General features: G+C 73.3%; 22 protein-coding genes. 17 read left to right on the forward strand and 5 right to left on the reverse strand.

Features of this window, described 5'->3' with window-relative positions; translation table 11 throughout:
* Positions 1-45: 45 nt before the first annotated feature.
* Both ACTHAM_RS06655 and ACTHAM_RS06660 read left to right on the forward strand, forming a co-directional pair.
* Positions 46-1,074 (forward strand): GNAT family N-acetyltransferase, encoded by a 1,029-nt coding sequence (locus ACTHAM_RS06655; RefSeq protein ID WP_440685610.1) that lies wholly within the window; start codon positions 46-48, stop codon positions 1,072-1,074.
* A 107-nt stretch (positions 1,075-1,181) separates the two neighbouring features.
* Positions 1,182-1,919, forward strand: coding sequence for a lysoplasmalogenase (locus tag ACTHAM_RS06660; protein ID WP_440685612.1), 738 nt, complete (start codon positions 1,182-1,184; stop codon positions 1,917-1,919).
* Here ACTHAM_RS06660 and ACTHAM_RS06665 read toward each other — a convergent pair.
* Entirely contained in the window at positions 1,835-4,303 is a 2,469-nt protein-coding gene (locus ACTHAM_RS06665; RefSeq protein ID WP_440685614.1) for a DNA gyrase/topoisomerase IV subunit A, read from the reverse strand. The genes ACTHAM_RS06660 and ACTHAM_RS06665 overlap by 85 nt on opposite strands.
* A gap of 188 nt (positions 4,304-4,491) precedes the next feature.
* Between ACTHAM_RS06665 and ACTHAM_RS06670 the strand changes: the two genes are divergently transcribed.
* From ACTHAM_RS06670 to ACTHAM_RS06685, 4 genes are all read left to right on the forward strand, one after another.
* Positions 4,492-7,242: a GNAT family N-acetyltransferase gene (locus tag ACTHAM_RS06670; protein ID WP_440685616.1), complete on the forward strand. Its 2,751-nt coding sequence runs from the start codon at positions 4,492-4,494 to the stop codon at positions 7,240-7,242.
* A gap of 32 nt (positions 7,243-7,274) precedes the next feature.
* Positions 7,275-7,850: a DUF5998 family protein gene (locus tag ACTHAM_RS06675; RefSeq protein ID WP_440685618.1), complete on the forward strand. Its 576-nt coding sequence runs from the start codon at positions 7,275-7,277 to the stop codon at positions 7,848-7,850.
* Complete coding sequence (locus tag ACTHAM_RS06680; RefSeq protein ID WP_440685620.1) at positions 7,847-9,034, forward strand: alkaline phosphatase family protein; 1,188 nt, start codon at positions 7,847-7,849, stop codon at positions 9,032-9,034. Before ACTHAM_RS06675 ends, ACTHAM_RS06680 begins: the two co-directional genes overlap by 4 nt.
* Before the next feature lie 137 nt (positions 9,035-9,171).
* Positions 9,172-9,837 carry a thymidine kinase gene (locus ACTHAM_RS06685; protein ID WP_440685658.1) on the forward strand — a complete coding sequence of 222 codons (666 nt, stop codon included), beginning with the start codon at positions 9,172-9,174 and terminating at the stop codon, positions 9,835-9,837.
* A gap of 54 nt (positions 9,838-9,891) precedes the next feature.
* Here the strand turns inward: ACTHAM_RS06685 and sepH are convergent, their stop codons facing one another.
* Complete coding sequence (sepH, locus tag ACTHAM_RS06690) at positions 9,892-10,968, reverse strand: septation protein SepH (RefSeq protein WP_440685622.1); 1,077 nt, start codon at positions 10,966-10,968, stop codon at positions 9,892-9,894.
* A gap of 112 nt (positions 10,969-11,080) precedes the next feature.
* On the opposite strand from sepH, the gene ACTHAM_RS06695 reads away from it, so the two are divergent.
* The 3 genes from ACTHAM_RS06695 (at position 11,081) to ACTHAM_RS06705 (ending at position 13,080) form a co-directional block, all read left to right on the forward strand.
* Complete coding sequence (locus ACTHAM_RS06695; RefSeq protein WP_440685624.1) at positions 11,081-11,719, forward strand: trimeric intracellular cation channel family protein; 639 nt, start codon at positions 11,081-11,083, stop codon at positions 11,717-11,719.
* A 108-nt stretch (positions 11,720-11,827) separates the two neighbouring features.
* Positions 11,828-12,622 (forward strand): inositol monophosphatase family protein, encoded by a 795-nt coding sequence (locus ACTHAM_RS06700; protein ID WP_440685660.1) that lies wholly within the window; start codon positions 11,828-11,830, stop codon positions 12,620-12,622.
* A 158-nt stretch (positions 12,623-12,780) separates the two neighbouring features.
* A complete protein-coding gene (locus ACTHAM_RS06705; RefSeq protein ID WP_440685626.1) occupies positions 12,781-13,080 on the forward strand; it encodes a DUF4193 domain-containing protein in 300 nt (99 codons plus the stop codon).
* 90 nt (positions 13,081-13,170) lie between these two features.
* On the opposite strand, the gene ACTHAM_RS06710 is transcribed toward ACTHAM_RS06705, so the two are convergent.
* Positions 13,171-13,665 carry a DUF3093 domain-containing protein gene (locus ACTHAM_RS06710; protein WP_440685628.1) on the reverse strand — a complete coding sequence of 165 codons (495 nt, stop codon included), beginning with the start codon at positions 13,663-13,665 and terminating at the stop codon, positions 13,171-13,173.
* Between the two features lie 86 nt (positions 13,666-13,751).
* On the opposite strand from ACTHAM_RS06710, the gene dut reads away from it, so the two are divergent.
* The 4 genes from dut to ACTHAM_RS06730 all read left to right on the forward strand — a co-directional run bounded on the left by dut (position 13,752) and on the right by ACTHAM_RS06730 (position 16,226).
* Positions 13,752-14,225, forward strand: a complete 474-nt coding sequence (gene dut, locus ACTHAM_RS06715) for a dUTP diphosphatase (RefSeq protein ID WP_440685630.1) — start codon at positions 13,752-13,754, stop codon at positions 14,223-14,225.
* 93 nt (positions 14,226-14,318) lie between these two features.
* The gene (locus ACTHAM_RS06720) at positions 14,319-15,080 is read left to right on the forward strand and encodes a DUF3710 domain-containing protein (protein WP_440685632.1); all 762 of its coding nucleotides are present in this window, start codon (positions 14,319-14,321) and stop codon (positions 15,078-15,080) included.
* On the forward strand, positions 15,077-15,448 hold the full coding sequence (locus tag ACTHAM_RS06725; RefSeq protein WP_440685634.1) for an OB-fold nucleic acid binding domain-containing protein: 372 nt from the start codon (positions 15,077-15,079) through the stop codon (positions 15,446-15,448). Before ACTHAM_RS06720 ends, ACTHAM_RS06725 begins: the two co-directional genes overlap by 4 nt.
* 1 nt (position 15,449) lies before the next feature.
* Positions 15,450-16,226, forward strand: a complete 777-nt coding sequence (locus ACTHAM_RS06730) for a DUF3159 domain-containing protein (protein ID WP_440685636.1) — start codon at positions 15,450-15,452, stop codon at positions 16,224-16,226.
* On the opposite strand, the gene ACTHAM_RS06735 is transcribed toward ACTHAM_RS06730, so the two are convergent.
* Together ACTHAM_RS06735 and ACTHAM_RS06740 are read right to left on the reverse strand one after the other, a co-directional pair.
* Positions 16,159-16,833, reverse strand: coding sequence for a potassium channel family protein (locus ACTHAM_RS06735; RefSeq protein ID WP_440685638.1), 675 nt, complete (start codon positions 16,831-16,833; stop codon positions 16,159-16,161). The two genes, ACTHAM_RS06730 and ACTHAM_RS06735, sit on opposite strands and share 68 nt — an antisense overlap.
* Positions 16,830-17,480 carry a potassium channel family protein gene (locus tag ACTHAM_RS06740; protein ID WP_440685662.1) on the reverse strand — a complete coding sequence of 217 codons (651 nt, stop codon included), beginning with the start codon at positions 17,478-17,480 and terminating at the stop codon, positions 16,830-16,832. Before ACTHAM_RS06740 ends, ACTHAM_RS06735 begins: the two co-directional genes overlap by 4 nt.
* A 136-nt stretch (positions 17,481-17,616) precedes the next feature.
* Here ACTHAM_RS06740 and ACTHAM_RS06745 point away from each other — a divergent pair, with 136 nt between their 5' ends.
* The 4 genes from ACTHAM_RS06745 to acnA all read left to right on the forward strand — a co-directional run bounded on the left by ACTHAM_RS06745 (position 17,617) and on the right by acnA (position 24,208).
* A complete protein-coding gene (locus ACTHAM_RS06745) occupies positions 17,617-19,620 on the forward strand; it encodes an APC family permease (RefSeq protein ID WP_440685640.1) in 2,004 nt (667 codons plus the stop codon).
* Complete coding sequence (locus tag ACTHAM_RS06750; RefSeq protein WP_440685642.1) at positions 19,610-20,899, forward strand: class I SAM-dependent RNA methyltransferase; 1,290 nt, start codon at positions 19,610-19,612, stop codon at positions 20,897-20,899. The genes ACTHAM_RS06745 and ACTHAM_RS06750 overlap by 11 nt, the downstream gene beginning before the upstream one ends.
* A gap of 126 nt (positions 20,900-21,025) precedes the next feature.
* The gene (locus ACTHAM_RS06755; RefSeq protein WP_440685644.1) at positions 21,026-21,199 is read left to right on the forward strand and encodes a translation initiation factor 2; all 174 of its coding nucleotides are present in this window, start codon (positions 21,026-21,028) and stop codon (positions 21,197-21,199) included.
* 264 nt (positions 21,200-21,463) lie between these two features.
* Positions 21,464-24,208: an aconitate hydratase AcnA gene (gene acnA / locus ACTHAM_RS06760; RefSeq protein WP_440685646.1), complete on the forward strand. Its 2,745-nt coding sequence runs from the start codon at positions 21,464-21,466 to the stop codon at positions 24,206-24,208.
* The last annotated feature ends 100 nt before the right edge of the window (positions 24,209-24,308 follow it).

The raw sequence follows: 24,308 nt of genomic DNA on the forward strand, positions 1-24,308 counted from the left end.
TGAAATGGGTTGTCCCGGGCAGGGGCCGCATCGCAGGGTGGTGCTGTGAGCGACCACCAGCAGCCCCTGTCCGTGCGCGCCGACGCGCCCGCCGTCCTCGTCGTGCCCACCGGCCCGGACCGCCTGAACTGGCGGCCGATGAGCCCCGCCGACGCACCGGCGCTGGGCCGGCTGGTCGCCCGGATCGAGGACCACGAGGGTGCGCCCTTCCGCACCTCCGTCGAGGAGGTCGCCGAGATGTTCGACGGCGACTGGAAGGACCACGCGCGAGACACCCTCGCGGCCGTCGACGACGACGGCGAGCTTCGGGCCTACGCGCAGGTCAGCACCGTGCCCGGGGACACCGGGGTGGTGCGCGTGTTCACCGCCGGCGGCGTCGACCCGACCTGGCGCGGCCGAGGCATCGGGCGGGCGCTCGCCGCGTGGATGACCGGACGAGGACGGCAGCTGCTGGCCGCGTCCGAGCTCGACGCACCCGGTCGCATCGCCGCCTACGTCGACGACCACACGCCTGACACGCTCGCCCTCTACCTCGCGGCGGGCTACACCCCGGTCCGCTACTACAACGACATGCGGCGTTCCCTGACCGAGCCGCTCCCGCAGGCGCCCGCGGTGCCGGGCATCTCGATCGTCGCGTGGACGCCCGCGCTGGACGAGGCCGTGCGCGTGGCGCACAACGAGGCGTTCGCCGACCACTGGGGGAGCGAACCGCGCACGCCGGAGGTCTGGCAGCGGGGCCGGTCCATGTTCGCGCCGCAGTGGAGCTTCGTGGCCGTCGAGGACGCGACCGGGGACGTCGTCGGGTACCTGCTCTCCGACCGGTTCGAGCAGGACTGGGCGGTGGCGGGCTACACCTCCGGGTACACGCACCTGCTGGGTGTGCGCCGCGCCTGGCGCGGTCGCGGCCTGGCCGTGGCCCTGCTGTCGGCTGCCATGGCCGCCTACCGGGCCGACGGCATGCAGTACGCGGAGATCGGGGTCGACACGGCGAACCCGTCCGGTGCGCACGGGCTGTACGCCGCGCTCGGGTACGAGGTCCGGCACACCTCGACCATGCTGTCGATCGAGATCTGAGGCCCCGCAACCCAGGGTCCGGTCGGTACCATCACGCCGACCGGACGACGTCGTCCGGCACGACCCGGGTGAAGCCGCCCGGACACGGGAGGCGTCGGGTGGGCACTGTGAGGGTCGCACGTGCGGTGGGCGTGGTCTTCGTGGCCGTCGCGACGGTGCATCTGGGTGCGCAGCTGGCCGGGTCGGCCGCGCTCGCGCAGGTCACGCAGTGGCTGCTGATGCCGACCCTGGCGGTGTGCGTGCTGGCGGCGACGGCGTCACCGCGTCCCCGGCAGGTGCGAGTCGTCGTCCTGGCGCTGGGACTGTCGTTCCTCGGCGACGCCGCACCCGACCTCGTCGCGGGTGGTGATGCGTCGTTCCTGGTGATGGTCGGGTTCTTCCTGCTGGCGCAGGTGGCGTACGTGGTGGCGTTCGCGCCCCGGGCGCGCAGCTCGGTCCTGTACCGCCCCGCACGCACCGCGCCGTACGCTGCCGCGCTGGTGGTGCTCGTGGGGATCGTCGCCCCCCACGCCGGCACGCTCCTGGTGCCGGTGGCGGTGTACGCCGGCGTGCTGACCGCGATGGCTGTGCTGGCCACCGGCCTGGGCCGCTGGGGCGCGGTCGGTGGTGCGGTGTTCCTCGTCTCCGACTCGCTGATCGCGCTGGAGGCGTTCGTGCCGGGCTGGTCGCTGCCCGCGCACGGGTTCTGGGTCATGGCGACCTACTGCGTCGGGCAGGCGCTGCTCGCCGTGGCGGTGCTGCGCCTGCCCGACGTGCGTCCTCAGCCGATGCCGTGCACGGGTGCCGCCAACGGCACGCCGGAGCCGTCGCGTCGCGCATCGGTCTCCGGCAGCGCGATCGGCTGACCTCCTGAACCGGTCGCCCGCGCCGGTGCGGGACCGACCCACGCGAGGATCAGCGCGTCCTCGCCCTTGAGGAACCGGTGCGAGCGCACGCCCCCGGTGGCCCGCCCCTTGCCGGGGTACTGGTCGAACGGGGTGACCTTCGCGGTCCCGGGTTGCGTGCCCGGCAGCGCCGACGACGACCCGGCGACCGTGACGACGACGGCGTCCTGCCCCGGCCGGACGGCCCCGAACGCCACCACCCGGGCGCCGGCGGCCAGCTTGATGCCGGCCATGCCACCTGCGGGCCGACCCTGGGGGCGCACGTTCGAGGCGGGGAAGTGCAGCAACGACGCGTCGGTGCTGATGAGCACCAGCTCGTCGTCCTCACCGACCTCGGCGACGCCGACGACCTCGTCTCCGTCCTTGAGGCCCACCACCTCCCAGGCGTCCCGGTTGGCCGGTGCCTCGCCCGGGGTCACCCGCTTGACCGTTCCCTGGACCGTGGCCAGCGCGAGAGTCGGGGCGTCCGCCGCGACGGAGACCAGCCCCACGACCCGCTCACCGGGCTCGAGGGCCACGACCTCGGCCAGCGGGACGCCCCCGGACAGCGTCGGTGCGCCGTCGGTCGGCGGCAGCGCGGGCAGGTCGAGAACGGACACCCGGACCAGCCGACCGCGTGAGGTGACAGCACCCACGTCGGCGCGGGCCGTGGTCAGCACCGCCCCGGCCAGCACGTCGTGCTTCGTCCGGCGGTCGTCGCCCTCGCGCACCGGGCTCTCCTCGCCCGCGGTGCGGGCCAGCAGCCCGGTGGCGGACAGCAGCGCCCAGCAGGGCGTGTCGGCGATCTCCAGCGGGGCCGCGCTCGCGCGCGCCGCCGCCGCACCCGTCACCGTCGCGCCGCCCGCGGACTCCAGCAGGATCGTGCGACGCGGCGTGCCGTGCGTCGCGGCGACCTCGGCCATCTCGTCCGAGACGAGCGTGCGCAGGCGCGCGTCCGACCCGAGGATCTCCAGCAGCTCGTCGATCTCGGCCCGCAGCTGCTCCTGCTCCCGCTCGAGCTCGAGGCGGGAGAACTTGGTCAGCCGACGCAGGCGCAGCTCGAGGATGTACTCGGCCTGCGCCTCCGACAGGTCGAACACGCTGCGCAGCTTGGTGCGGGCCGCCTCGGAGTCGTCGGACGTACGGATGACCTGGATGACCTCGTCGATGTCGAGGATCGCGACGAGCAGGCCTTCGACCAGGTGCAGGCGCTCCTGGCGCTTGGCCAGACGGAACGCGGAACGGCGGCGCACGACCGAGAGCCGGTGCTCGACCCACACCTGGATCAGCTCGCGCAACCCCAGGGTGCGCGGCTGCCCCTCGACGAGGGCCACGTTGTTGATGGAGAACGAGTCCTCGAGCGGCGTGAACCGGTAGAGCTGCTCGAGCACCGCCTCGGGGTTGAACCCCGTCTTGACCTCGACGACCAGGCGCAGACCGTGCTGGCGGTCGGTCAGGTCGACGGCGTCGGAGATGCCCGACAACTTCTTGGACTGCACGCCCTCCTTGATCTTCTCGATCACCTTCTCCGGGCCGACCAGGTACGGCAGCTCGGTGATGACGATGCCCTTGCGCTTGGGCGTCACGTTCTCGATGCGTGCCGTGGCCCGCGTGCGGAACGCACCACGACCGGTGCGGTAGGCGTCACGCACGCCGTCCAGACCGACGATCTTGCCGCCGGTGGGCAGGTCCGGACCGGGGACGAACCGCAGGAGGTCCTCGAGGGTGGCGTCCGGGTGCATCACCAGGTGCCGTGCGGCCGCGACGACCTCGACCAGGTTGTGCGGGGCCATGTTGGTCGCCATGCCGACCGCGATGCCCGCCGCACCGTTCACCAGCAGGTTCGGGATCGCCGCGGGGAGCACCTCGGGCTGCGTCAGCTTGTTGTCGTAGTTCGGCACGAAGTCCACGACGTCCTCGTCCAGACCCGTGGTCATCGCCAGGGCGGCCGGGGCCATGCGGGCCTCGGTGTACCGGGGTGCGGCGGGGCCGTCGTCGAGCGAACCGAAGTTGCCGTGCCCGTCGACCGTGGGCAGCCGCAGCGAGAACGGCTGCGCCAGACGCACCATCGCGTCGTAGATGGCCGTGTCACCGTGCGGGTGCAGCTTGCCCATCACCTCGCCGACCACGCGGGCCGACTTCACGTACGGGCGGTCCGGGCGCAGACCCATGTCGGACATCTGGTAGAGGATCCGGCGCTGCACCGGCTTGAGGCCGTCGCGGGCGTCGGGCAGCGCCCGGGAGTAGATGACCGAGTACGCGTACTCCAGGAACGAGCCCTCCATCTCGGAGGCGACGTCGATGTCGATGATCTTCTCGACGAGGTCCTCGGGCGGGAGGTCCGGGGTCGCGGGGCGACGCGCCATGGGTCAGGTGCTCCTCGGGGGCGTTGTCGTGCGGGTTCTCGGTGCTGCTGCATGCGCCGCCGGCTGGTGCCGGGTGCCGCCCGGGTGCTGCTCGGGCGGGGTCGACGCGGTGCGGGGACCATTGTCGCGTGCCGCGCCCACGCCCCGACGCACGGCGCGCGGGCACCGGGCCGCACTAGCCTGACGGCATGGCAGGCGCCGAGGACGACGCATCGCGGGACCCAGGGCTGGGCGACGGCGCGGTCGGGTACCCCGACGCGTGGGAGGCCGACGTCGTGCTGCACGACGGTTCCACCACGCACGTGCGACCCATCCGGCCCTCCGACGCCGACGCACTGCAGGCGTTCCACGTCGGGCAGTCCGAGCGGTCGACCTACATGCGGTTCTTCGCGCCGCTGGAACGTCTGTCCGACAGGGACCTGCAGCGGCTGGTGGGGGTCGACCACCAGGACCGCGCGGCCCTGCTCGCGGTGGCCTCCGGACCTTCGGGCGAGGACCAGATCATCGCGGTGGCCCGCTACGACCGCATCGGCGCCGACGACGCCGAGGTCGCCTTCAACGTGGCCGACGCCCACCAGGGGCGCGGTCTGGGCTCGGTGCTCCTGGAGCACCTGGCCGCGGCTGCGCGCGAGCGGGGCGTGCGGCGGTTCGTGGCCGAGGTGCTTCCGCAGAACGGCCGGATGATCGCGGTGTTCCGTGAGGCGGGCTTCGAGATCCGGCAGCACACCGACGACGGCGTGGTCACCGTGACCTTCGACATCGACCCCACCGAACGCTCGCTGGAGGTCATGGCCGACCGTGAGCACCGCGCCGAGGCGCGGTCGGTGCGCGCGCTCCTGACGGCGCGGTCGGTGGTGGTCATCGGCCCGGGGCGTCAGGCGGACCCCGCCGGACGCGACGCTCGGGCCGCCGCGCGGGTCGTGGCCGCGCTCGAGGCCGGCGACCCGCACGTCGCCGTGCACGCGGTCGGCGTGGTCGCCACGACCACGGGGCCCGGCTCGCGTGCCTGGCACCACGACTCGCTCGCCGACGTGCCTGGACCGGTCGACCTGGCGGCGGTCGCGGTCGCCGCCGCACGGGCGCCCGACGTGGTGCGTGCCCTGGCGCCGCTGGGCGTGCGCGGCGTCGTGCTGCTCTCAGCGGGCTTCGCCGAGACCGGCGCCGACGGGCTCGAACGTCAGCGAGCGCTGCTGCGGAGCGCCCACGGCCTGGGCATGCGCGTGGTCGGACCCGGCTCGTACGGCCTGCTGGCCACCGGCCCCGACGGGCCGCTCAACGTCTCGCTGGCGCTGGACCCCCCGTCCGCCGGGCGCGTGGGCCTGTTCTGCCAGTCGGCGCCGATGGCCGTGGCGATGCTCGACGCGGTGCGCGCGCGCCGGCTGGGGGTCTCCGAGCTCGTGTCGGCCGGCAACCGTGCGGACGTCTCCGGCAACGACCTCATGCAGTTCTGGGGCGACGACGAGCGCACCGACGTCGTGGGCCTGCACCTGGAGTCCATCGGCAACCCGCGCAAGTTCACCCGGGTCGCCCGGCGGCTCGCCGCGGTCAAGCCGGTCGTCGTCGTCGCGGGCCGCTCCGGACCTGTCGTCCCCGCCGGGCACGCGGTCCGGCCCACCCACGCGCCCCGGCGCACGCTCGACGAGCTGCTGCGGCAGGCGGGCGTCATCCGGGTCGAGGACGTCCACCAGCTGCTTGACGTCGCCACGCTGCTGGCCCACCAGCCGCTGCCCAGCGGACGACGAGTGGCGCTGCTGACCAGCTCACCCGCCCTGACCGCCCTGGCTGCGCAGTCCGCCGCCGCCAGCGGGCTCGTGGTCTCCGGCACCACCGCCGTGCTCGCCGAGGACGCCTCGGACGCCGAGATCCAGGTGGTCGTGGACGCGCTGTTCGCCGACCCGGACAGCGACGCCGTCGCGGTGGTGCGGGTGCCCACGCTGGGTGAGCCGGACACGGATCTGAGCAGGGCCGTGGCGGCCGCGGCAGCCCGCACGGGCCGGCCCACCGTCGCCTGCCTGGACGGTCTGCAGGGAGTCACCGCCGCGCTGAGCGCCCTCGACGGCGACGGGAGAGACCGGACCGTCCCGGCGTACTCGACCCCCGAGGCCGCGCTGCGCGCGCTCGGTCGGGCCGCCCGGTACGCGCGCTGGCGCCGCGACGGGCGAGGGCGCCCCGTCCGGCCCGAGGGCGCCGACACCCGCGCGGCGCGGCGGCTGGTCGGTGAACGACTCCCGGCAGGTCTGACCGGGACCGTCCCGCTCGACCAGGACGCCACCGCTCGGCTGCTGGCGTGCGTGGGTGTCGAGGTCCTTCCGGCCGTGCGCGTGCACGACGCCGACGAGGCGGTCGCCGCCGCGGTACGCATCGGCTGGCCCGTGGCCCTCAAGACGACCGTGCCCGCGCTGCGGCACCGGGCCGACCTGGGCGGTGTCCGTCTGGACATCGGCGACGAGCAGGAGCTGCGGGTCGACGTGGCCGAGGTGCTCGCCCTCGCCTCCGTGCACCGCGCCGACCCGGACGAGGCCCCGCTGGAGGTGCAGGCGATGGCCCCGCACGGCTCGTCGTGCGTGATCCGCTCCGTCGAGGACCCCCTGTTCGGGCCGGTGATCAGCTTCGGCCTGGCCGGCGACGCCAGCGACCTGCTCGGTGACGTGACCTACGGCGTGCCGCCGCTGACCGACGTCGACGTGGCCGAGCTCGTGCGGGCGGCGCGGGCCGCCCCCCGGCTCTTCGGCTACCGAGGCCTTCCGGCGCTGGACGTCGACGCCCTCGAGGACGTCATCGCCCGCGTGTCGGTCCTGGCCGACGCCCTGCCCGAGCTGCGCAGCCTCGAGCTCAACCCCGTGGTGGTCTCAGAGCAGGGCGCCGTGGTGCTCGGCGCCCGCGCATCCCTTGCGCACGCCGACCGCACCGACACCCCGCTGCGCCGGCTGCGTCGATGAGAGCCGGTCGGCGGGGATGGGAGGATGGGTGCGTGCCCGCCGCCTTCACCGACCTGCGTGACGACCTGCATCGTGCCGGCTACTACCCGGATCTCGTGGCCGACGTCCTGGACGTCGCGCTCGCGGACGAGCAGGTCGTCGCCCATCTCGTGCACCCCGAGACGACCTTCGACGCCAACGAGGTGCGCCGTCATGTCACGGTCCTCGCGCTCACCTCGACCCGGCTGGTCGTCGCCCACGTCGACGACCACCCCGCCGACTCCGAGCACCCCTCGACGAGTGCCTCGGCGACCACCGAGTCGGTCCCGCTCAGCGAGCTGCGGTCGGTGGCCCTCACGCACGTCGTGCCGACGCCCGAGCAGCACCGTCCCGGCAGCCCTGCGCTGGAGCTGACGCTCGCGATCGGTTGGGGAGCGGTCTCGCGCGTCGACCTCGAGCCGGCCACGTGCGGCGACCCGCAGTGCGACGCCGACCACGGCCTGACGGGCACCCTGACACCCGACGACGTCGTCGTGCGGGTCAGCGCGGCCGCCGAGGGGCGCGCCGCGGTCCTGGCCGCGACGAGCTTCGCCAGGCAGCTGTCGGCCGCCAGCGCGCGGCCGCGATGACCGAGCTGCAGGCAGGCCTGGTCGGCACGCTGGCCGACCAGGAGGCGGCCGCCGGGTTCCTCGCACCCGGTGGACCGCGCGGGCTTGCCCGTGTGCTGCCGGCCCTCGCCTCGGCCCTCGGGCACGATCTGCACCCGGACGGCGCGTCGGCACGTCGTGAGCTCGACGTGCCGAGCACCGACCGCGTGTGCGTGGTGCTCGTCGACGGTCTGGGGTTCGGCAACCTGACCGAGCGGTCGGGGCATGCGCCGTTCCTACGCCGTCGGCTCGACGAACGCGAGCCGTTGACCAGCACTTTCCCCTCGACGACCGCCACCGCCATGGGCTCGTTCGGCACGGGTGCCTCGCCGGGGCGCACCGCGATGCTCGGGTACACGGTGCGGGACCCGGCCACGGGGCAGCTCGGCAACCTGGTGTCGTGGACGGGCCTGCCGCCGGCGCACACCTGGCAGCAGGTGCCCACGCTGTTCGAGCAGCTGAGTGCGGCGGGCGTGCCCGTGACCAGCGTGGGGCCGCAGCGGTTCGCCGGCTCGGGTCTGACCGAGGCGGCCCTGCGGGGGGCGACCTACCGGTCCGCGCAGCACCTGCCTCAGCGGGTGGACGCCGCGCTGGACGCCCTGCGCCGCCCAGGCCTGGTGTACCTGTACTGGGGCGACGTGGACAAGGTCGGTCACCACCACGGCTGGGGCTCCTGGCAGTGGGGCGACGAGCTGGAGTCGTTCGACCGCGAGCTGGCACGGCTCGCCCGGGGCCTTCCGGCCGGCACGTCGTTGCTGGTCACCGCCGATCACGGCATGGTCGACGTGGACCGGTCGCGCCGCTGGGACGTCGCACGGCACGCGGGGCTCGCCGAGGGCGTCGCGCTGGTGGCGGGGGAACCGCGCGCCCTGCACCTGCACCTGGTCGACGGTGCGGACCCGGCGGCGGTCGCCACCCGGTGGCGTGACGTGCTGGGCGACGCCGCCGTGGTCGTCCCCCGCGAGCAGGCCGTCGAGGGGGGCTGGTTCGGGCAGGTGGATCCGCACGTGAGCCCCGTCGTGGGCGACGTGGTGGTCGCGATGACCGGACGGGCCACGGTGGTGGACTCCTCGACGCAGACGCCGGCCTCGCTGGAGCTGGTCGGGGTGCACGGTTCGAGGACGGCGCTGGAGACGCTGGTGCCGTTCGTGCTCGTGACGGGCTGACACCCGGACGGCCGAAGGCGCCCCGGTCGGGGTGCCCGGTGGCCGTGCACGGCGCGCCGCGGACGCGTGCCACGATGGACCCGGCGCGCGAGCGCCGTGATCGCGACGGACCTCGACGGACGGTGGGTGAGCGGCCGGTGGCCGAGCTGGTGTTCTTCTCGGGCACGATGGACTGCGGCAAGTCGACGCTGGCTCTGCAGATGCACCACAACCACGCTGCCCGCGGCCGAGACGGGATCCTCTACACCCAGCACGACCGTGCGGGGGCGGCGACGATCTCCTCCCGGCTCGGGCTCGTGCGCACCGCGTACGAGGTCGGGCCGTCCACCGACTTCTGGGCCGAGGTGATCGAGGGGCGCACGCACGGTCGTCCCGTCGACTACCTGATCTGCGACGAGGCCCAGTTCTACGGCGCCGAGCAGGTCGAGCAGCTGGCCCGTGTGGTCGACGAGCTCGGGGTGGACGTCTTCGCGTTCGGCATCACGACCGACTTCCGTGCCCGGCTGTTCCCGGGCTCGGCCCGGTTCGTCGAGCTGGCCGACCGGGTCGAGGTGCTGCAGGTGCGGGCGCTGTGCTGGTGCGGGTCACGGGCCACGCACAACGCCCGGACCGTCGACGGCGCCATGGTCGTCGAGGGGGCGCAGGTGGTCGTCGGCGACGTGACGTCGAACGCGGGCGACGTGGCCTACGAGGTCCTCTGCCGGCGTCATCACATGCGGCGCATGACGGCTGCTGCCGCCCGGGCGGCAGCACCGAGCCCGCAGACGCTCGCGACGGCGGGGGACGCCACGCTCGACGTGTGAGGTCCTCCGGCGGGGGAGTTGCCCTCGCGCGCGGCCCTCACGCGCCGCACGACCTCACTCGGGCTTGGCGCCGAAGACGATCTCGTCCCAGCTGGGCACCTTGGCGCGACCCCGACGGGCCGCGCGCGGTCGCGTCGTGGTGCCGTCGACCGCGGTGTCGGCCGCGACGTCCTCGTCGGACGTGCGTGGTGCCTGCTCCTGCGGGTCCTCGGCGCTCGGCAGCGCCGGTACGTCGCCGACCGGCCCCAGCACGCGGGCCTCCTGGTCGGGGTCGGCGTCGACGGGGTGGGCGCCGGGCACCTCGGACTCCAACCGGGCGAAGTCGAACGCGTGCGGCGGGCCGAAGCCCTCGAACTCCTCGCCGTCGTCGTCCTCGTCGAGCAGCTGACGGACGCCGCGGCGTGTGCGCAGGTCGTCCAGCAGGGCACTGGTCGCCTCGAGCGGGTCGGGCTCGTCCGGCTCGACCGGCGGCGCATCGGGCGAGGTCGGGAGCACCGCGCCGTCGCGGAAGTCGAAGACCACGTCGCGCACGGCGCTCAGGTGCCTGCGCGAGACCGGCTCGTCGGCGATCTCCGTCTCGGACAGCCAGCGGGCCTCGTCCTCGTCGGCGACGACGGTGCGCTTGGCGGCGTCGTAGGTCCAGCGGGCGACGTGCTCGTCGTCACCGACGGCGAAGCGTGCCAGCACGACCCAGGGGTGCGTGCCGTCGCGGGCGGCGTCCCACGCCAGGGTGTCCAGGTCGACCCCGCGGGCGGCCAGCCGGTCGGTGACCAGGTCGCCCAGCAGCGGCGCCCCGGCGTCGCGCCCCACGCGGGTGGCGCGGGCCTGGTCGGCGACGTACTCGCGTTCGGCCAGCACCGGCCCCTCGTACCGGCGCACGTGCTCGACGGCCAGACCTGCATCGTCGGCGACCTCCTGCGCGGTCGCGCCGGCACGGATGCGGCTCTGGATCTCGCGGGGGCTGAGCGCACCCGCGCCCTGGTGCCGCAGCTGCTCCAGCTGTGGACGGTCACGGCGGACGGCCGCGCGCAGCGCCTCGTCGATGCGCACACGGAAACGTGTGCCGTCCGGCGCTGCCAGGACCAGGTGCTCACCGTCCTCGTGCAGACCGACGAGCTCGAGCTCACCCATACGACCTCCCCGTACCTCGGTAGGAGAGCCTGCCATCGATTGTGCCCGTTCGGCGTCAGGCCGCGCGGTGCGCCGCCGCACGGGTGCGGTGGACGCCTGCCATGATGCCCGCGTGCTGCCCGACCTCCCGCTCGAACCGGTCCTGGAGATCATCGGTGTCTTCGTCTCGGGTCTGTCCGGTGCCCTCGCCGCGGTGCGCAAGCAGTTCGACGTCTTCGGTGTGATCGTGCTGGCGTGGGCGGCGGGCCTGGGTGGCGGCATGCTGCGCGACGTGTTCCTCGGCGCGGTCCCGCCGGTGGGCATCTCGGACTGGCGGTTGATCGGCACTGCCGTGGCGGCGGGCCTCGCGATGTACTTCTTCCACCCGAGCCTGGTGCGGGCGCGGCGGGCCATCGTGGTCCTCGACGCGGGTGCCCTGGCCCTGTTCACGGTCGTCGGTACGGTCAAGGGCCTGGAGTACGGGGCGGCCCCGGTCGCGGCGGTCTTCGTCGGGGTGTTCACCGGGGTGGGTGGCGGTGTGCTGCGCGACCTGCTCACCGGTGAGGTGCCTGTCGTGCTGCACCACCGGCAGCTGTACGCCATCCCGTCGCTGCTCGGCGCGGTGGCCATCGCGGGGCTGTGGGCGGTCGAGGCGTACACCACCCTCACGAGCCTGCTGGTGGTCGGCGGCATCTTCGCCGTGCGGGTGCTCGCGCTGCGGTTCCGCCTGAACGCACCCGGACCCTGGCGCGAGCCCACCTCGCGCGGCTGACGGGGTACCCGGTCGGGCAGGATGGCGGGGGTGAGCACACCGCAGCCTGAGCGCACCGCCCCCGACCGTCAGCCGCCCGTTCCCGACGAGGACCTCGTCCGTGAGCTCATGGGTCTGGCCGAGCAGCTGGCGCGGGAGGCCGGTGCCCTGGTGCACGAGGGCCGCCCCGACCGGGTCGAGGTCGCCGCGACCAAGTCCAGCCCGCAGGACGTGGTGACCGCGATGGACCTGGCCTCGGAGCGGCTGCTGCGCGAGCGCCTCGCGCAGCACCGGCCTCAGGACGGGATCCTGGGGGAGGAGCAGGGCCATGAGCCCGGCACGTCGGGTGTCACGTGGGTCGTCGACCCGATCGACGGCACCGTCAACTACCTGTACGGCATCCCGGCGTACGCGGTCAGCGTCGCGGCGGTCGTCGGAGAGCCCGACCCGGCGACCTGGCGTGTGGTGGCCGGGTGCGTGCACGCACCGGTCGACGGGCGCACGTTCACCGCCGGGCTCGGGCAGGGTGCGTTCCTCGACGGGCGTCGGCTGCGGGTGAATTCTGCGGTCCCCCTGGAGCTGAGCCTGGTGGGCACCGGCTTCGGTTACGTGGCCGAGCGGCGGCGTGCGCAGGCGGCCGTCGTGGCCGACCTGCTGCCCCTCGTGCGTGACATCCGGCGGATCGGTTCGGCCGCGCTGGACCTGTGCACGGTGGCTGCCGGGGGTCTGGACGCGTACTTCGAGCGCGGTCTGCAGCCCTGGGACCTGGCCGCCGCCTCGCTCGTGGCTCAGGAGGCCGGCGCCGTGGTGCGCGGCCTGCACGGCCGCCCGGCGGGTACTGCGATGACGGTGGCCGGTCCGCAGGCGACCGTGCAGGCGCTGACGACCTTCCTCGAGGAGCGGGCGGCCGACACGGGCGCCTGAGTGCGGCGACCTCCGTTCGGGGCACGTGGTCACGTGTCCGTGTTCGCGGTGGGTCCGGATGTGGTGCACAATCCCTCCGCGCGAGGGAACAAACGAGTCGTCCCGTGCATTGATCCCGCGTACCGCCGACCGACAGACACGGAGTGTGAAACCACCTCATGGCAACCGACTACGACGCCCCGCGCAAGACCGAGGAGGACCTCAGCGAGGACTCGCTGCAGGAGCTCCAGGCTCGGCGCTCCGACAAGAACTCGGGCGTGGTGGACGAGGACGAGACCGAGGCCGCCGAAGGCTTCGAGCTCCCCGGTGCGGACCTGTCCGGCGAGGAGCTGTCGGTCCGTGTCCTGCCGCGTCAGGCTGACGAGTTCACCTGTTCGCGGTGCTTCCTCGTGCACCACCGCAGCCAGCTGGCCTACGAGCGCGACGGCATGCCGGTGTGCTCGGAGTGCGCCGCCTGAGCCGCACTGCCCGCTGACGGCGAAGGCCGGTGTCCCCCTCGGGGCACCGGCCTTCGCCGTGCGTCGTGCGGCCCGCCCGCAGGGCTCGGCTCAGCGCGCGGGCGCAGCGGCCGCCAGTGCCGCGGCGAGGCGCTGCGGGTGCCGGGTGGACACGAGCCAGTACGGCGTCGGGTCGTGCGGGTCGCGCAGCTCGACCTGCACGGCGCCGCCGACCCAGGCCCGCACGCACACGTAGGCCCGCGCGTCCAGGTCGGGGCCCATCGCCGTGCGCACGCCCGCGCGGTCGAGGGTCGTCACCTCGCCCAGCCAGGTCAGGGGGATCCGTGCCCGACCGGCGAGGAGCTCCCCGTCGACGACGGCCACGCGGGGTGTGGCGGCGGCCATCGCAGCCAGCGCCCCGACCAGACCTACCCCGGCGACCGCCACGGCGGCCGGGACCGACACCGGGACGAGGATCACGCCGAGCACCAGGCCGAACAGCGAGGTCAGCACCCAGCCGAGGGGTCCGGGCCACAGCCGCTCCTCGTAGGTCGCACCGGCGTGGGTGACGTGCTCGGCCGGGGGCGGGGAGGGCGCATCGGACATGGCGTCAGCATCGCATCGTCGGCGCTCGGGCGGGAGCGGACGTCGGGTGGCCGCGCACGGCGACGGGCGATGTAGGGTTCGGCACCGTGACGGACGTCCCGACGACCGAGGTGCTCCTGCTGCGGCTGGACCCCGAGCTCCCTGCCCCGACGTACGCCCACCCGGGCGACGCCGGCGCCGACCTGGTCGCGCGCATCGACGTGGTGGTGCCGCCCCAGGGCCGGGTCACCGTGCCGACGGGTGTGGCGATCGCCCTTCCCGACGGGTACGCGGCCTTCGTGCACCCCCGTTCCGGACTGGCCGCCAGGCACGGCCTGACGATCGTCAACGCACCGGGCACGGTCGACGCCGGCTACCGCGGCGAGATCGCCGTCACGCTGCTCAACACGGACGTCGAGCAGCCGCTGACCCTGCACCGCGGGGACCGCATCGCCCAGCTGGTCGTGCAGCGGGTCGAGCGGGCGCGGTTCGTCGAGGTGGAACGCCTTCCCGGTTCCCACCGCGGCGAGGGCGGGTTCGGCTCCTCGGGTGGCTGGAAGGCCGCCCCGCCCGCGTCGTGAGCCTGCCTCGTCACGGCCGTGCCGCCCGCTGCGGTGGCGGACTAGTCTCGATCACAGCGGTGCGTGTCGTGCGCGCCATGGAGGAGTGAGCACGTGGGTCTGTTCCGGCGTGGAGCCAAGCCCGAGACCGATGGCACGGACGTCGAGCCGTCGACCCTCGCCCCGCAGTCCTCGGCCGACGCCGACGACGGTGCGCGAGCGGTGGACGGGGACGACGCGCTCGAGCCCGACGCGGTGACGCCCGGCCGACCCCGTGGCCCGTGGGACGTCGACGACGTCGACGACGAGGTCGGCCGGGTCGACCTGGGTGCGCTGCGCCTGCCCGGGGTCCCGGGCATGGAGCTGCGGATGGAGATCGACAAGGCCAGCAACGTCGTCTCGGCCGCCACCGTGCTGCTGGACGGCTCCTCGCTGCAGATCCAGGCCTTCGCGGCCCCGCGCACCGAGGGCATCTGGGACGAGATCCGTGCGGAGATCGCCGAGTCGGTGACCCAGCAGGGCGGGTCGGCGGACGACCTGCCCGGTCCGTTCGGTCGTGAGCTGCTGGCGCGGTTGCCGGTCCGCACCCCCGAGGGGCGCACGGGTCACCGCCCGGCGCGCTTCCTGGGCACGGACGGCCCGCGCTGGTTCGTGCGGGGTGTGCTCACCGGCAAGGCGGCCGTGGAGCCCGAGGCCGCGCGTGCGCTCGAGCAGGTGTTCTCCCGGATCGTCGTCGTGCGGGGCACCGAGGCGCGCCCGCCGCGCGACCTGCTGCCGCTGTCCCTGCCCGGCGGTGCGGCAGTGCCGACCTCGGCACCCGAGCAGCCCACGTTCGACCCCCTCACGCGGGGCCCGGAGATCACGGAGATCCGATGACGACGTTGCGGGACCGCCTGCGCAAGGTCGTCGCCTCCCGTGCGGAGATCGAGGCCGACGAGGAGCGCGCCGAGGCCGAGCACTTCGTCGGCTGCACTCCCGTCGCCACGGTCAAGGACCGCACGCGCGCCACGGTGTCCGGGGTCGTCCGGTCGATGACGTGGCGGCCCCGCGAAGGGGTGCCCGCGCTGGAGGCCGAGCTCTACGACGGCAGCGGCACGCTCGACCTGGTGTGGCTGGGCCGGCGGGAGATCGCCGGCATCGCTCCCGGGCGACGGCTGCGCGTCGAGGGCATGGTCTGCGAGGTCGACGGGCGCCGGACGGTCTACAACCCGGCGTACGAGCTGCGGCCGCGGCCGGGTGAGTGAGATGCCTCCCGTGAGCGGGCCACTGTCCGACGGCGGGGTCGAGGACCCGGCGGCACCGCTTGACCGGGGCTCGGCGACGTCGGACGGGCAGACGGGAGCCGCGCGAGGTCTGCGCGCGATCACGCAGGAGGAGTTCTCCGCGCTCGGTGCGCTCGGCGGCGTCCGTGGCGTCGTCGAGTCCGTCGTGCCCGGACTGCTGTTCGTCGTGGTGTACCTGGTCGCCGGTCAGCGGCTCGCACCGGCGTTGGTCTCCTCGGCCGCGGCGGCGCTGCTGGCCGTGGCCGTGCGGCTCGTGCAGCGCACCCCGCCGACGCAGGCGTTCTCGGGCGTGGTGGGTGTGGGTATCGGTGTGCTGTGGGCGTGGCGGACCGGGCAGGCCGAGGACTACTTCCTCTACGGGCTGTACGTGAACGCCGCGTACCTGGCGGGCACCCTGGCCTCGGTGCTCACGGGGTGGCCGCTCGTCGGGCTGGTCGTGGGGCTGTTCGACAAGCAGGGTCCGCTCGCCGGCGGCTCGTGGTCGGCGGCGGTCGCCTGGCGGCAGGATCGGGCTCTGCGCCGTCGCTACACGTGGGCGACCTGGCCCTGGGTGGCCCTGTTCGGCCTGCGACTGCTCGTCCAGGTGCCGTTCTACCTGGGCGGTGAGGTCGCCTGGCTGGGGACCGCGAAGCTCGCCATGGGTGTGCCGCTGACCGCGGTCGCCCTCTGGCTCAGCTGGATGCTTGTCCGCGGGTCAGCAGCGTCTCGAGAGCCTTCTCGTCCGCATCCCGACCGGTGACCAGCAGCAGCTCGTCACGACCCTCCAGCGTGTCGTCCGGGCTGGGCGCGATCGGCCGGGTGTCGCGCACGATGCACGCCAGCACGGTGTCGACGGGCCACTCGATCTGACCGACGCGTACGCCGACCAGGGGGGAGTCCTCGGGGAGCGTGAGCTCGAGGATGTCGGCGCGCGACTGGTGGAACGTGAAGATCCGCACCAGGTCACCGACGGCGACGGCCTCCTCCACCATGGCGGTCATGATCCGCGGCGTGGACACCGCGACGTCCACGCCCCACGCCTCGTCGAACAGCCACTCGTTCTTCGGGTTGTTCACGCGGGCCACGGTGCGCGGCACGCCGAACTCGGTCTTGGCCAGCAGCGAGATGACCAGGTTCGCCTTGTCGTCACCGGTCGCGGCGACGAAGACGTCGGCCTCGTCCGCGCGGACCTCGCGCAGCGTGGGCAACTCGCAGGCGTCGGCCAGCAGCCAGTCCGCGTCGGCCACCTGGGCCACGCGCATGGCGGAGGGCTGGCGGTCGATCAGGGTCACCTCGTGGCCGTGCCCGAGCAGCTCACGGGCGATGGACCGGCCGACGGACCCGGCCCCGGCGATGACGACCCTCATGACTCCACCTTCGGGGCCTGCGTGAGGACGCGTTCGACCTTGTCGGCCTCGGTGGCGCGCATGAGCACGTGCACGGTGTCGTTCTCCTGGAGGACGGTGTCGGCGGACGGCAGGACGCCGTCGCCGTAGCGGGTGACGTAGGCCACGCGGGCGCCGCTGGCCTCCTCGAGCGTGCGCAGCGGACGGCCGACCCAGCCGGTGTGCACGTCGACCTGGGCCAGCTGGATCTGGCCCGAGGAGTCGCGGAACTCGTCGGTGGCGCCCAGCGGCAGCAGGCGGCGCAGCACGCGGTCGGAGGTCCAGCGCACGGTGGCGACCGTGGGGATGCCCAGGCGCTGGTAGATCTCGGCGCGGTGGGGGTCGTAGATGCGGGCCACGACGTTCTCGATCCCGAACGTCTCGCGCACCACGCGGGCGGCCAGGATGTTCGAGTTGTCGCCGTCGGAGACCGCCGCGAAGCCGTAGGCGTCCTCGATGCCGGCCTGGATCAGCGTGTCGCGGTCGAAACCGAGCCCGGTGACCTTGCGTCCGCCGAAGTGGGCGTCGAGTCGACGGAAGGCGTCGGGGTTCTGGTCGATGACCGCCACACCGTGGCCGTTGCTCTCGAGGGACTGCGCCAGGGTGGCGCCCACGCGGCCGCAGCCCATGATCACGAAGTGCACAAGCACTGACCCTATAGCCCGCCGCCGGGACTCGGGGCGACCGGTTGGTCCCGGATGGCCGTGCCACCGCCGTGACGTGCCCGTGATGCGGGAGTCCGGCGGGGGCCTAGCATGAGGCCTCGTGTCGGATCTCGCAGATGCGGCCAAGCGACTGCTGCTCGGACGTCCCGTCCGCAGCGACCGGCTCGGTCACACGCTCCTCCCCAAGCGCATCGCGCTGCCCGTGTTCGCCTCGGACGCACTCTCGTCGGTGGCGTACGCGCCCGACGAGATCCTGCTCACGCTGTCCCTGGCGGGGCTGACCGCGCTGACGATCTCGCCGTGGGTCGGCCTCGCCGTGGTGCTCGTGATGCTCACGGTGGTCGCCTCCTACCGGCAGAACGTGCACGCCTACCCTTCCGGCGGCGGTGACTACGAGGTCGCGACCGAGAACCTGGGCCCCACCGCGGGCGTCACGGTGGCCAGCGCACTGCTGGTCGACTACGTGCTCACGGTGGCCGTGTCGATCTCCTCGGGCGCCCAGTACGCGGCCACGGCGCTGCCTGCGCTGCGGGGCCACGAGACGGCGTTCGCGATCGGGCTCGTGGTGCTGCTGACCCTGGCCAACCTGCGCGGGGTGAAGGAGTCGGGCAGCGCGTTCGCGATCCCGGTCTACCTGTTCATGTTCGCGATCGGCTCGGTGGCTGTCGTGGGTGCGGTGCGCTTCATGACCGGCACGTTGCCGGCGGCGGAGAGCGCCAGCCTGGACCTGGTGGGCGAGGGAGCGCTCGAGCAGGGGATCGCGGGGCTCGCCGGCGGGTTCCTGGTGCTGCGGGCGTTCGCGTCCGGCTGCGCGGCCCTGACCGGTGTCGAGGCGATCAGCAACGGCGTCCCCGCGTTCGAGAAGCCGAAGTCGAAGAACGCCGCCACCACCCTGGCGCTGCTCGGCGGCATCTCCGTGGCGATGATCATGTCGATCCTGCTGCTCGCCGGGGCCACCGGGATCCGGTTCGCCGAGGACCCTGCCGTGCAGCTGCTCGAGGGTGGTGTGCCCGTCGGCGAGGACTACGTGCAGCACCCGGTGATCAGCCAGCTCTCGACGGCGGTGTTCCAGGGGCTGCCGTTCATGGCGGTGCTCGTGGCCGTGGTGACCGGCCTGATCCTGGTGCTGGCGGCCAACACCGCGTTCAACGGGTTCCCGGTGCTCGGCTCGATCCTGGCGCGCGACGGCTACCTGCCGCGTCAGCTGCACACGCGCGGCGACCGGCTCGCGTTCTCCAACGGCATCATCACGCTGGCGGCCGCGGCGATCGCCCTGATCTGGGCGTTCGACGCGCAGGTCACGCGGCTGATCCAGCTGTACATCGTGGGCGTGTTCGTCTCGTTCACGCTCAGCCAGCTCGGCATGGTGCGCCACTGGACTCGCTTCCTGGCCACCGAGCCCGACCCGCGGGCACGCGCTGCGATGAAGCGGTCACGGGTCATCAACACCATCGGCCTGGCGATGACCGCCACGGTGCTGGTGATCGTGCTGATCACCAAGTTCACGCACGGCGCGTGGATCGCGATCCTGGCGATGATCGCGGTCTTCGTCCTCATGAAGGGCATCCGCGGCCACTACGACCGGGTGCGCGCCGAGCTGGCCCTGGGCGCCGACGCCGAGCAGGCGCGGGCGCTGCCGAGCCGGGTGCACGCGATCGTGCTGGTCTCCCACCTGCACCGCCCCACCATGCGCGCCCTGGCCTACGCGCGGGCCTCGCGCCCGCACGTGCTCGAGGCCGTCACCGTCGGGGTCGACGCCGACGACGTCGTGCGGCTGCGCGAGCAGTGGGAGCAGATGGGGCTGCCGGTGCCGCTGCGGGTGCTCGACTCCCCGTTCCGCGAGATCACCCGGCCGGTGCTGACGTACGTGCGCTCGATCCGGCGCGACAGCCCGCGCGACCTGGTCGTGGTGTACATCCCGGAGTACGTGGTCGGGCACTGGTGGGAGCACCTGCTGCACAACCAGAGCGCGCTGCGGCTCAAGGGTCGGCTGCTGTTCACGCCGGGCGTGGTCGTGGCCTCGGTGCCGTGGCAGCTGGCCTCCACCGAGGGGCAGACGGGCCTGGAGGACCGGGTCCGGGGTACCGTTCCGCGTGGCTACTGAGACGACCTCCCCGCACGACCCCGCCGACGACGGTTCGCTCGTCGAGCTCGAGATCGGCCCCGTCGCGCACGGCGGGCACTGCGTGGCCAGGTACGAGGGCCGTGTCGTCTTCGTGCGGCACACGCTGCCCGGCGAGCGCGTGCGGGTCCGGTTGACCGAGGCCGAGGAGTCGGCGAAGTTCTGGCGTGGCGACGCCGTCGAGGTCCTCGATGCCTCGCCCGACCGGGTGGCCTCGGCCTGGCCCGAGGCAGGCCCCGGCGGGGTGGGCGGCGGCGAGCTGGCGCACGTGGCGCTCGAGGCGCAGCGCGCCTGGAAGTCGACGGTGCTGGCTGAGCAGCTGCGCCGCCTGGCGCGGCTGGACCTGCCGGCCGAGGCCGTGGCGGTGTCCGCGGCACCCGGTGACGACGAACTCGGGGGCCTCGGCTGGCGCACCCGCATCGAGCTCGTGGCGGACGAGCAGGGCAGGGCGGGCATGCGTGCGCACCGGTCGCACGACGTGCTCCCGTTGTCCTCGATGCCGCTGGCCAGCCAGGCGATCGCCGAGCTGGGGCTGTTCGACCGCCGCTGGCGTGCGGGCGCCAGGATCGAGGTCGTCGCGCCTGCCGGTGGCGACACCCCGGTGGTGCTGGTCGACGGCGAGCCGTTCGACCTCAGCCGTGGGCGGGTGGACCCGCGCCCCAACGCCCGGGCCGCGGTGCGTGAGGTCGTGCAGCACGGCACCGTCCGGTACGACTACCGGGTCGCCGCCGCGGGTTTCTGGCAGGTGCACCGCGAGGCTCCCGGGCTGCTGGTGGACGCGGTGCTGTCCGGACTGGGCGACGTCGAGGGTGCCACGGTGCTGGACCTGTACGCCGGTGCCGGGCTGTTCACCACGCCCCTGGCCGATGCGGTGGGGGAGACCGGTGAGGTGGTCGCGGTCGAGGGTGACGAGCGAGCGGTGCGCGACGCGCGCCGGAACGTGCACGACCGGCGCCACGTGCAGCTGCACGGCGGTGACGTGCTGCGGGTGCTGCAGGGGCGCCAGGACGCGGACTCCGACGTGGTGCACGCCGATGCCGTGGTGCTCGACCCGCCGCGCACGGGTGCCGGCCGAGCGGTGTGCGCGGCGATCGCCGCGTTGCGCCCCACGCGCGTGGTGTACGTGGCGTGCGACCCGGCGGCCCTGGCCCGTGACGTGGCCTACCTGGCGGAGGCCGGGTACGGACTGGACCAGGTGCGTGGCCTGGACCTGTTCCCGATGACGCACCATCTCGAGGCGGTTGCCGTCCTGAGCCGCTGAGCGGTCCTCGGCAGGCTTCCTCGAACGCGCCCTGGACGGCGTCCGGGGAGCCCGTGCGACGCCCGGGCGAGCGGGTTAGCGTGGAGTCAGCCGGACCGACGCGGCCCGGCGGGAGGGAGTTCCGCTGTGACGCAGAAGGACGCCGACCACAGGCTGGCCGAGGCGAGTCGCGCTGCTACGCGCGAGCTGTACAAGTCCGGCACACCCGAGTACGACGTGCGGGCGCAGCAGCGCGCGGTGGAGGCCGAGCGCAAGGCCCAGCAGGCCGCGCAGGAGCAGCACGACGAGAGCACGCCCTGAGCCTGACCTGCCACGGTGAGGTGAGGCGCGGCGTGCGTGCGCCGTGCTCCCGGACGCCCGGACGGTTCGCCCGCCGGGCGTCCGGCACGTCCGGCCCGCCCCGACCGGCGACGGCCTGCCGTGAGGCCGTTGCCGGGTGGTCCGCCCGCGCGTCGGGTGTGCATCCGGACCCCCGACGATGTATCTTGATGTCGAGATAAATGCCGCGACGTCGAGCCCTACGCTGGGTGGACCGGCAGGCACGCCACAGCGAAGGAGCCCCACGTGAGCAGCGTCGACAGCTTCGGTTCGAAGGGAACGCTCGAGGTCGGTGAGGCCTCGTACGAGGTCTACCGCCTCGCCGCGGTCCCGGGACTCGAGAGGCTGCCGTACGGCCTCAAGGTCCTGGCGGAGAACCTGCTGCGCACCGAGGACGGCGCCAACATCACCGCGGACCACGTGCGCGCCCTGGCCGGGTGGGACCCCGACGCCCAGCCCGACACCGAGATCCAGTTCACGCCCGCCCGCGTGATCATGCAGGACTTCACCGGGGTGCCCTGCGTGGTCGACCTGGCCACCATGCGCGAGGCCGTCGCCGACCTCGGGGGAGACCCCGAGCGCATCAACCCGCTGGCCCCCGCCGAGATGGTCATCGACCACTCGGTGCAGATCGACGTCGCCGGCCGCGCCGACGCGTTCGAGCGCAACGTGGCGCTGGAGTACGAGCGCAACCGCGAGCGGTACCAGTTCCTGCGCTGGGGCCAGACCGCGTTCGACGACTTCAAGGTCGTGCCCCCGGGCACCGGCATCGTGCACCAGGTCAACATCGAGTTCCTGGCCCGCGGCGTCATGGTCCGTGACGGCAAGGCGTACCCCGACACGTGCGTGGGCACCGACTCGCACACCACGATGGTCAACGGCCTGGGTGTGCTCGGCTGGGGCGTCGGCGGCATCGAGGCCGAGGCGGCCATGCTCGGCCAGCCCGTCTCGATGCTCATCCCCCGTGTCGTCGGATTCAAGCTCGTCGGCCAGATCCCGGCCGGTGTCACCGCGACCGACGTCGTCCTGACGATCACCCAGAAGCTGCGCCAGCACGGCGTGGTCGGCAAGTTCGTGGAGTTCTACGGCGAGGGCGTCGCAGCGGTGCCGCTGGCCAACCGCGCCACCATCGGCAACATGAGCCCCGAGTTCGGTTCCACGGTCGCGATCTTCCCGGTCGACTCCGTGACGATCGACTACCTGCGCCTGACGGGGCGCTCGCAGGAGCAGCTGGACCTTGTCGAGGCGTACGCCAAGGAGCAGGGCATGTGGCTCGACCCCACGGCCCCCGGCTACGTCGAGCCGCTGTTCTCCGAGTACCTCGAGCTCGACCTGTCCACCGTGGTGCCCTCGATCGCCGGCCCGAAGCGACCCCAGGACCGCATCGAGCTCTCGCGGGCCAAGGAGCAGTTCCAGCGCGACCTTCCCACCTATGCCCCCGAGGTCGGCAACGGCGTCGACGAGGCCGAGCGCGAGTCGTTCCCCGCCTCGGACTCCCCGGCGGTGTCCGCCCCGACCGACCACACGGTCAAGGTCACCGACTCGCAGGGACGTTCGTTCGGGTTGTTCCACGGCGCGGTCGCGATCGCGTCCATCACCTCGTGCACCAACACCTCGAACCCCTCGGTCATGCTCGCCGCAGCGCTGCTGGCCAAGAACGCGGTCGAGAAGGGCCTGACCGCCAAGCCGTGGGTCAAGACCTCGATGGCACCCGGGTCGCAGGTCGTCACGAACTACTACGAGAAGGCCGGCCTGTGGCCGTACCTGGAGAAGCTCGGCTTCCACCTGGTCGGGTACGGGTGCGCGACGTGCATCGGCAACTCCGGTCCGCTCGACGAGCAGGTCTCCGAGGCGATCAACGCCCACGACCTGGCCGTGGCCGCGGTGCTGTCCGGCAACCGCAACTTCGAGGGGCGCATCAACCCCGACATCAAGATGAACTACCTGGCCTCGCCGCCCCTGGTCATCGCGTACGCGCTCGCGGGCACGATGGACTTCGACTTCGAGGCCGATCCGCTGGGTCGCGCGGAGGACGGGTCGCCGATCTTCCTGCGGGACATCTGGCCGTCGCCGGAGCTGGTGCAGGCGACGATCGACGCGTCGATCGACCGGGCGATGTTCACCCACGACTACGCCGACGTGTTCTCCGGCGACGACCGCTGGCGCGCGCTGCCGACGCCCGAGGGCAACACGTTCGACTGGGACACCGAGTCGACGTACGTGCGCAAGCCCCCGTACTTCGAGGGCATGGGCGCCACGCCCGAGCCGGTCACGGACATCTCCGGGGCGCGCGTGCTGGCCAAGCTGGGCGACTCGGTGACCACCGACCACATCAGCCCGGCCGGCTCCATCAAGGCCGACAGCCCGGCGGGTGCTTACCTGGCCGAGCACGGGGTGGACCGCCGTGACTTCAACTCCTACGGCTCGCGGCGCGGCAACCACGAGGTGATGATCCGCGGCACGTTCGCGAACATCCGCCTGCGCAACCAGCTCGTGCCGGGTGTCGAGGGCGGGTTCACGCGCAACCTGCTCACCGGTGAGCAGACGACGATCTACGACGCCTCGGTCGCCTACCAGGCCGCCGGTGTGCCGCTCGTCGTGCTCGGGGGCAAGGAGTACGGCTCGGGCTCCTCGCGCGACTGGGCGGCCAAGGGCACGCGCCTGCTGGGCGTGAAGGCCGTCATCACCGAGAGCTTCGAGCGGATCCACCGCTCGAACCTCATCGGCATGGGCGTGCTGCCCCTGCAGTTCCCCGAGGGGGAGTCGGCCGACTCCCTCGGCCTGGACGGCACCGAGACGTTCGACATCGCGGGGGTGACCGCGCTCAACGACGGCGTCACGCCGCGCGCGGTGGCGGTCACCGCGACCAGGGCCGACGGTGCGGTCGTCACGTTCGACGCGGTCGTGCGGATCGACACACCCGGTGAGGCGGACTACTACCGCAACGGGGGCATCCTGCAGTACGTGCTGCGTTCGCTCGTCACGGCCTGATCGGCTCGGGGGCTGTCTCTTATACACATCTCGCAGGGGATAGTCACTGTCTCTTATACACATCTCGCAGGGGATAGTCAGATGACGCTGCCGACGACTC

It is taken from the genome of Cellulomonas soli (genome assembly GCF_052036975.1).
In the GTDB taxonomy this organism is placed as follows: Bacteria; Actinomycetota; Actinomycetes; order Actinomycetales; family Cellulomonadaceae; genus Cellulomonas; species Cellulomonas soli_A.

Bases quoted from the DNA above. Each gene is read 5' to 3' on its own strand.
- ACTHAM_RS06665 (WP_440685614.1), bottom strand. From the start codon at position 4,303: ATGGCGCGTCGCCCCGCGACCCCGGACCTCCCGCCCGAGGACCTCGTC.
- ACTHAM_RS06670 (WP_440685616.1), top strand. From the start codon at position 4,492: ATGGCAGGCGCCGAGGACGACGCATCGCGGGACCCAGGGCTGGGCGAC.
- ACTHAM_RS06680 (WP_440685620.1), top strand. From the start codon at position 7,847: ATGACCGAGCTGCAGGCAGGCCTGGTCGGCACGCTGGCCGACCAGGAG.
- sepH (WP_440685622.1), bottom strand. From the start codon at position 10,968: ATGGGTGAGCTCGAGCTCGTCGGTCTGCACGAGGACGGTGAGCACCTG.
- ACTHAM_RS06700 (WP_440685660.1), top strand. From the start codon at position 11,828: ATGGGTCTGGCCGAGCAGCTGGCGCGGGAGGCCGGTGCCCTGGTGCAC.
- ACTHAM_RS06705 (WP_440685626.1), top strand. From the start codon at position 12,781: ATGGCAACCGACTACGACGCCCCGCGCAAGACCGAGGAGGACCTCAGC.
- ACTHAM_RS06710 (WP_440685628.1), bottom strand. From the start codon at position 13,665: ATGTCCGATGCGCCCTCCCCGCCCCCGGCCGAGCACGTCACCCACGCC.
- ACTHAM_RS06725 (WP_440685634.1), top strand. From the start codon at position 15,077: ATGACGACGTTGCGGGACCGCCTGCGCAAGGTCGTCGCCTCCCGTGCG.
- ACTHAM_RS06730 (WP_440685636.1), top strand. From the start codon at position 15,450: ATGCCTCCCGTGAGCGGGCCACTGTCCGACGGCGGGGTCGAGGACCCG.
- ACTHAM_RS06735 (WP_440685638.1), bottom strand. From the start codon at position 16,833: ATGAGGGTCGTCATCGCCGGGGCCGGGTCCGTCGGCCGGTCCATCGCC.
- ACTHAM_RS06740 (WP_440685662.1), bottom strand. From the start codon at position 17,480: ATGGGCTGCGGCCGCGTGGGCGCCACCCTGGCGCAGTCCCTCGAGAGC.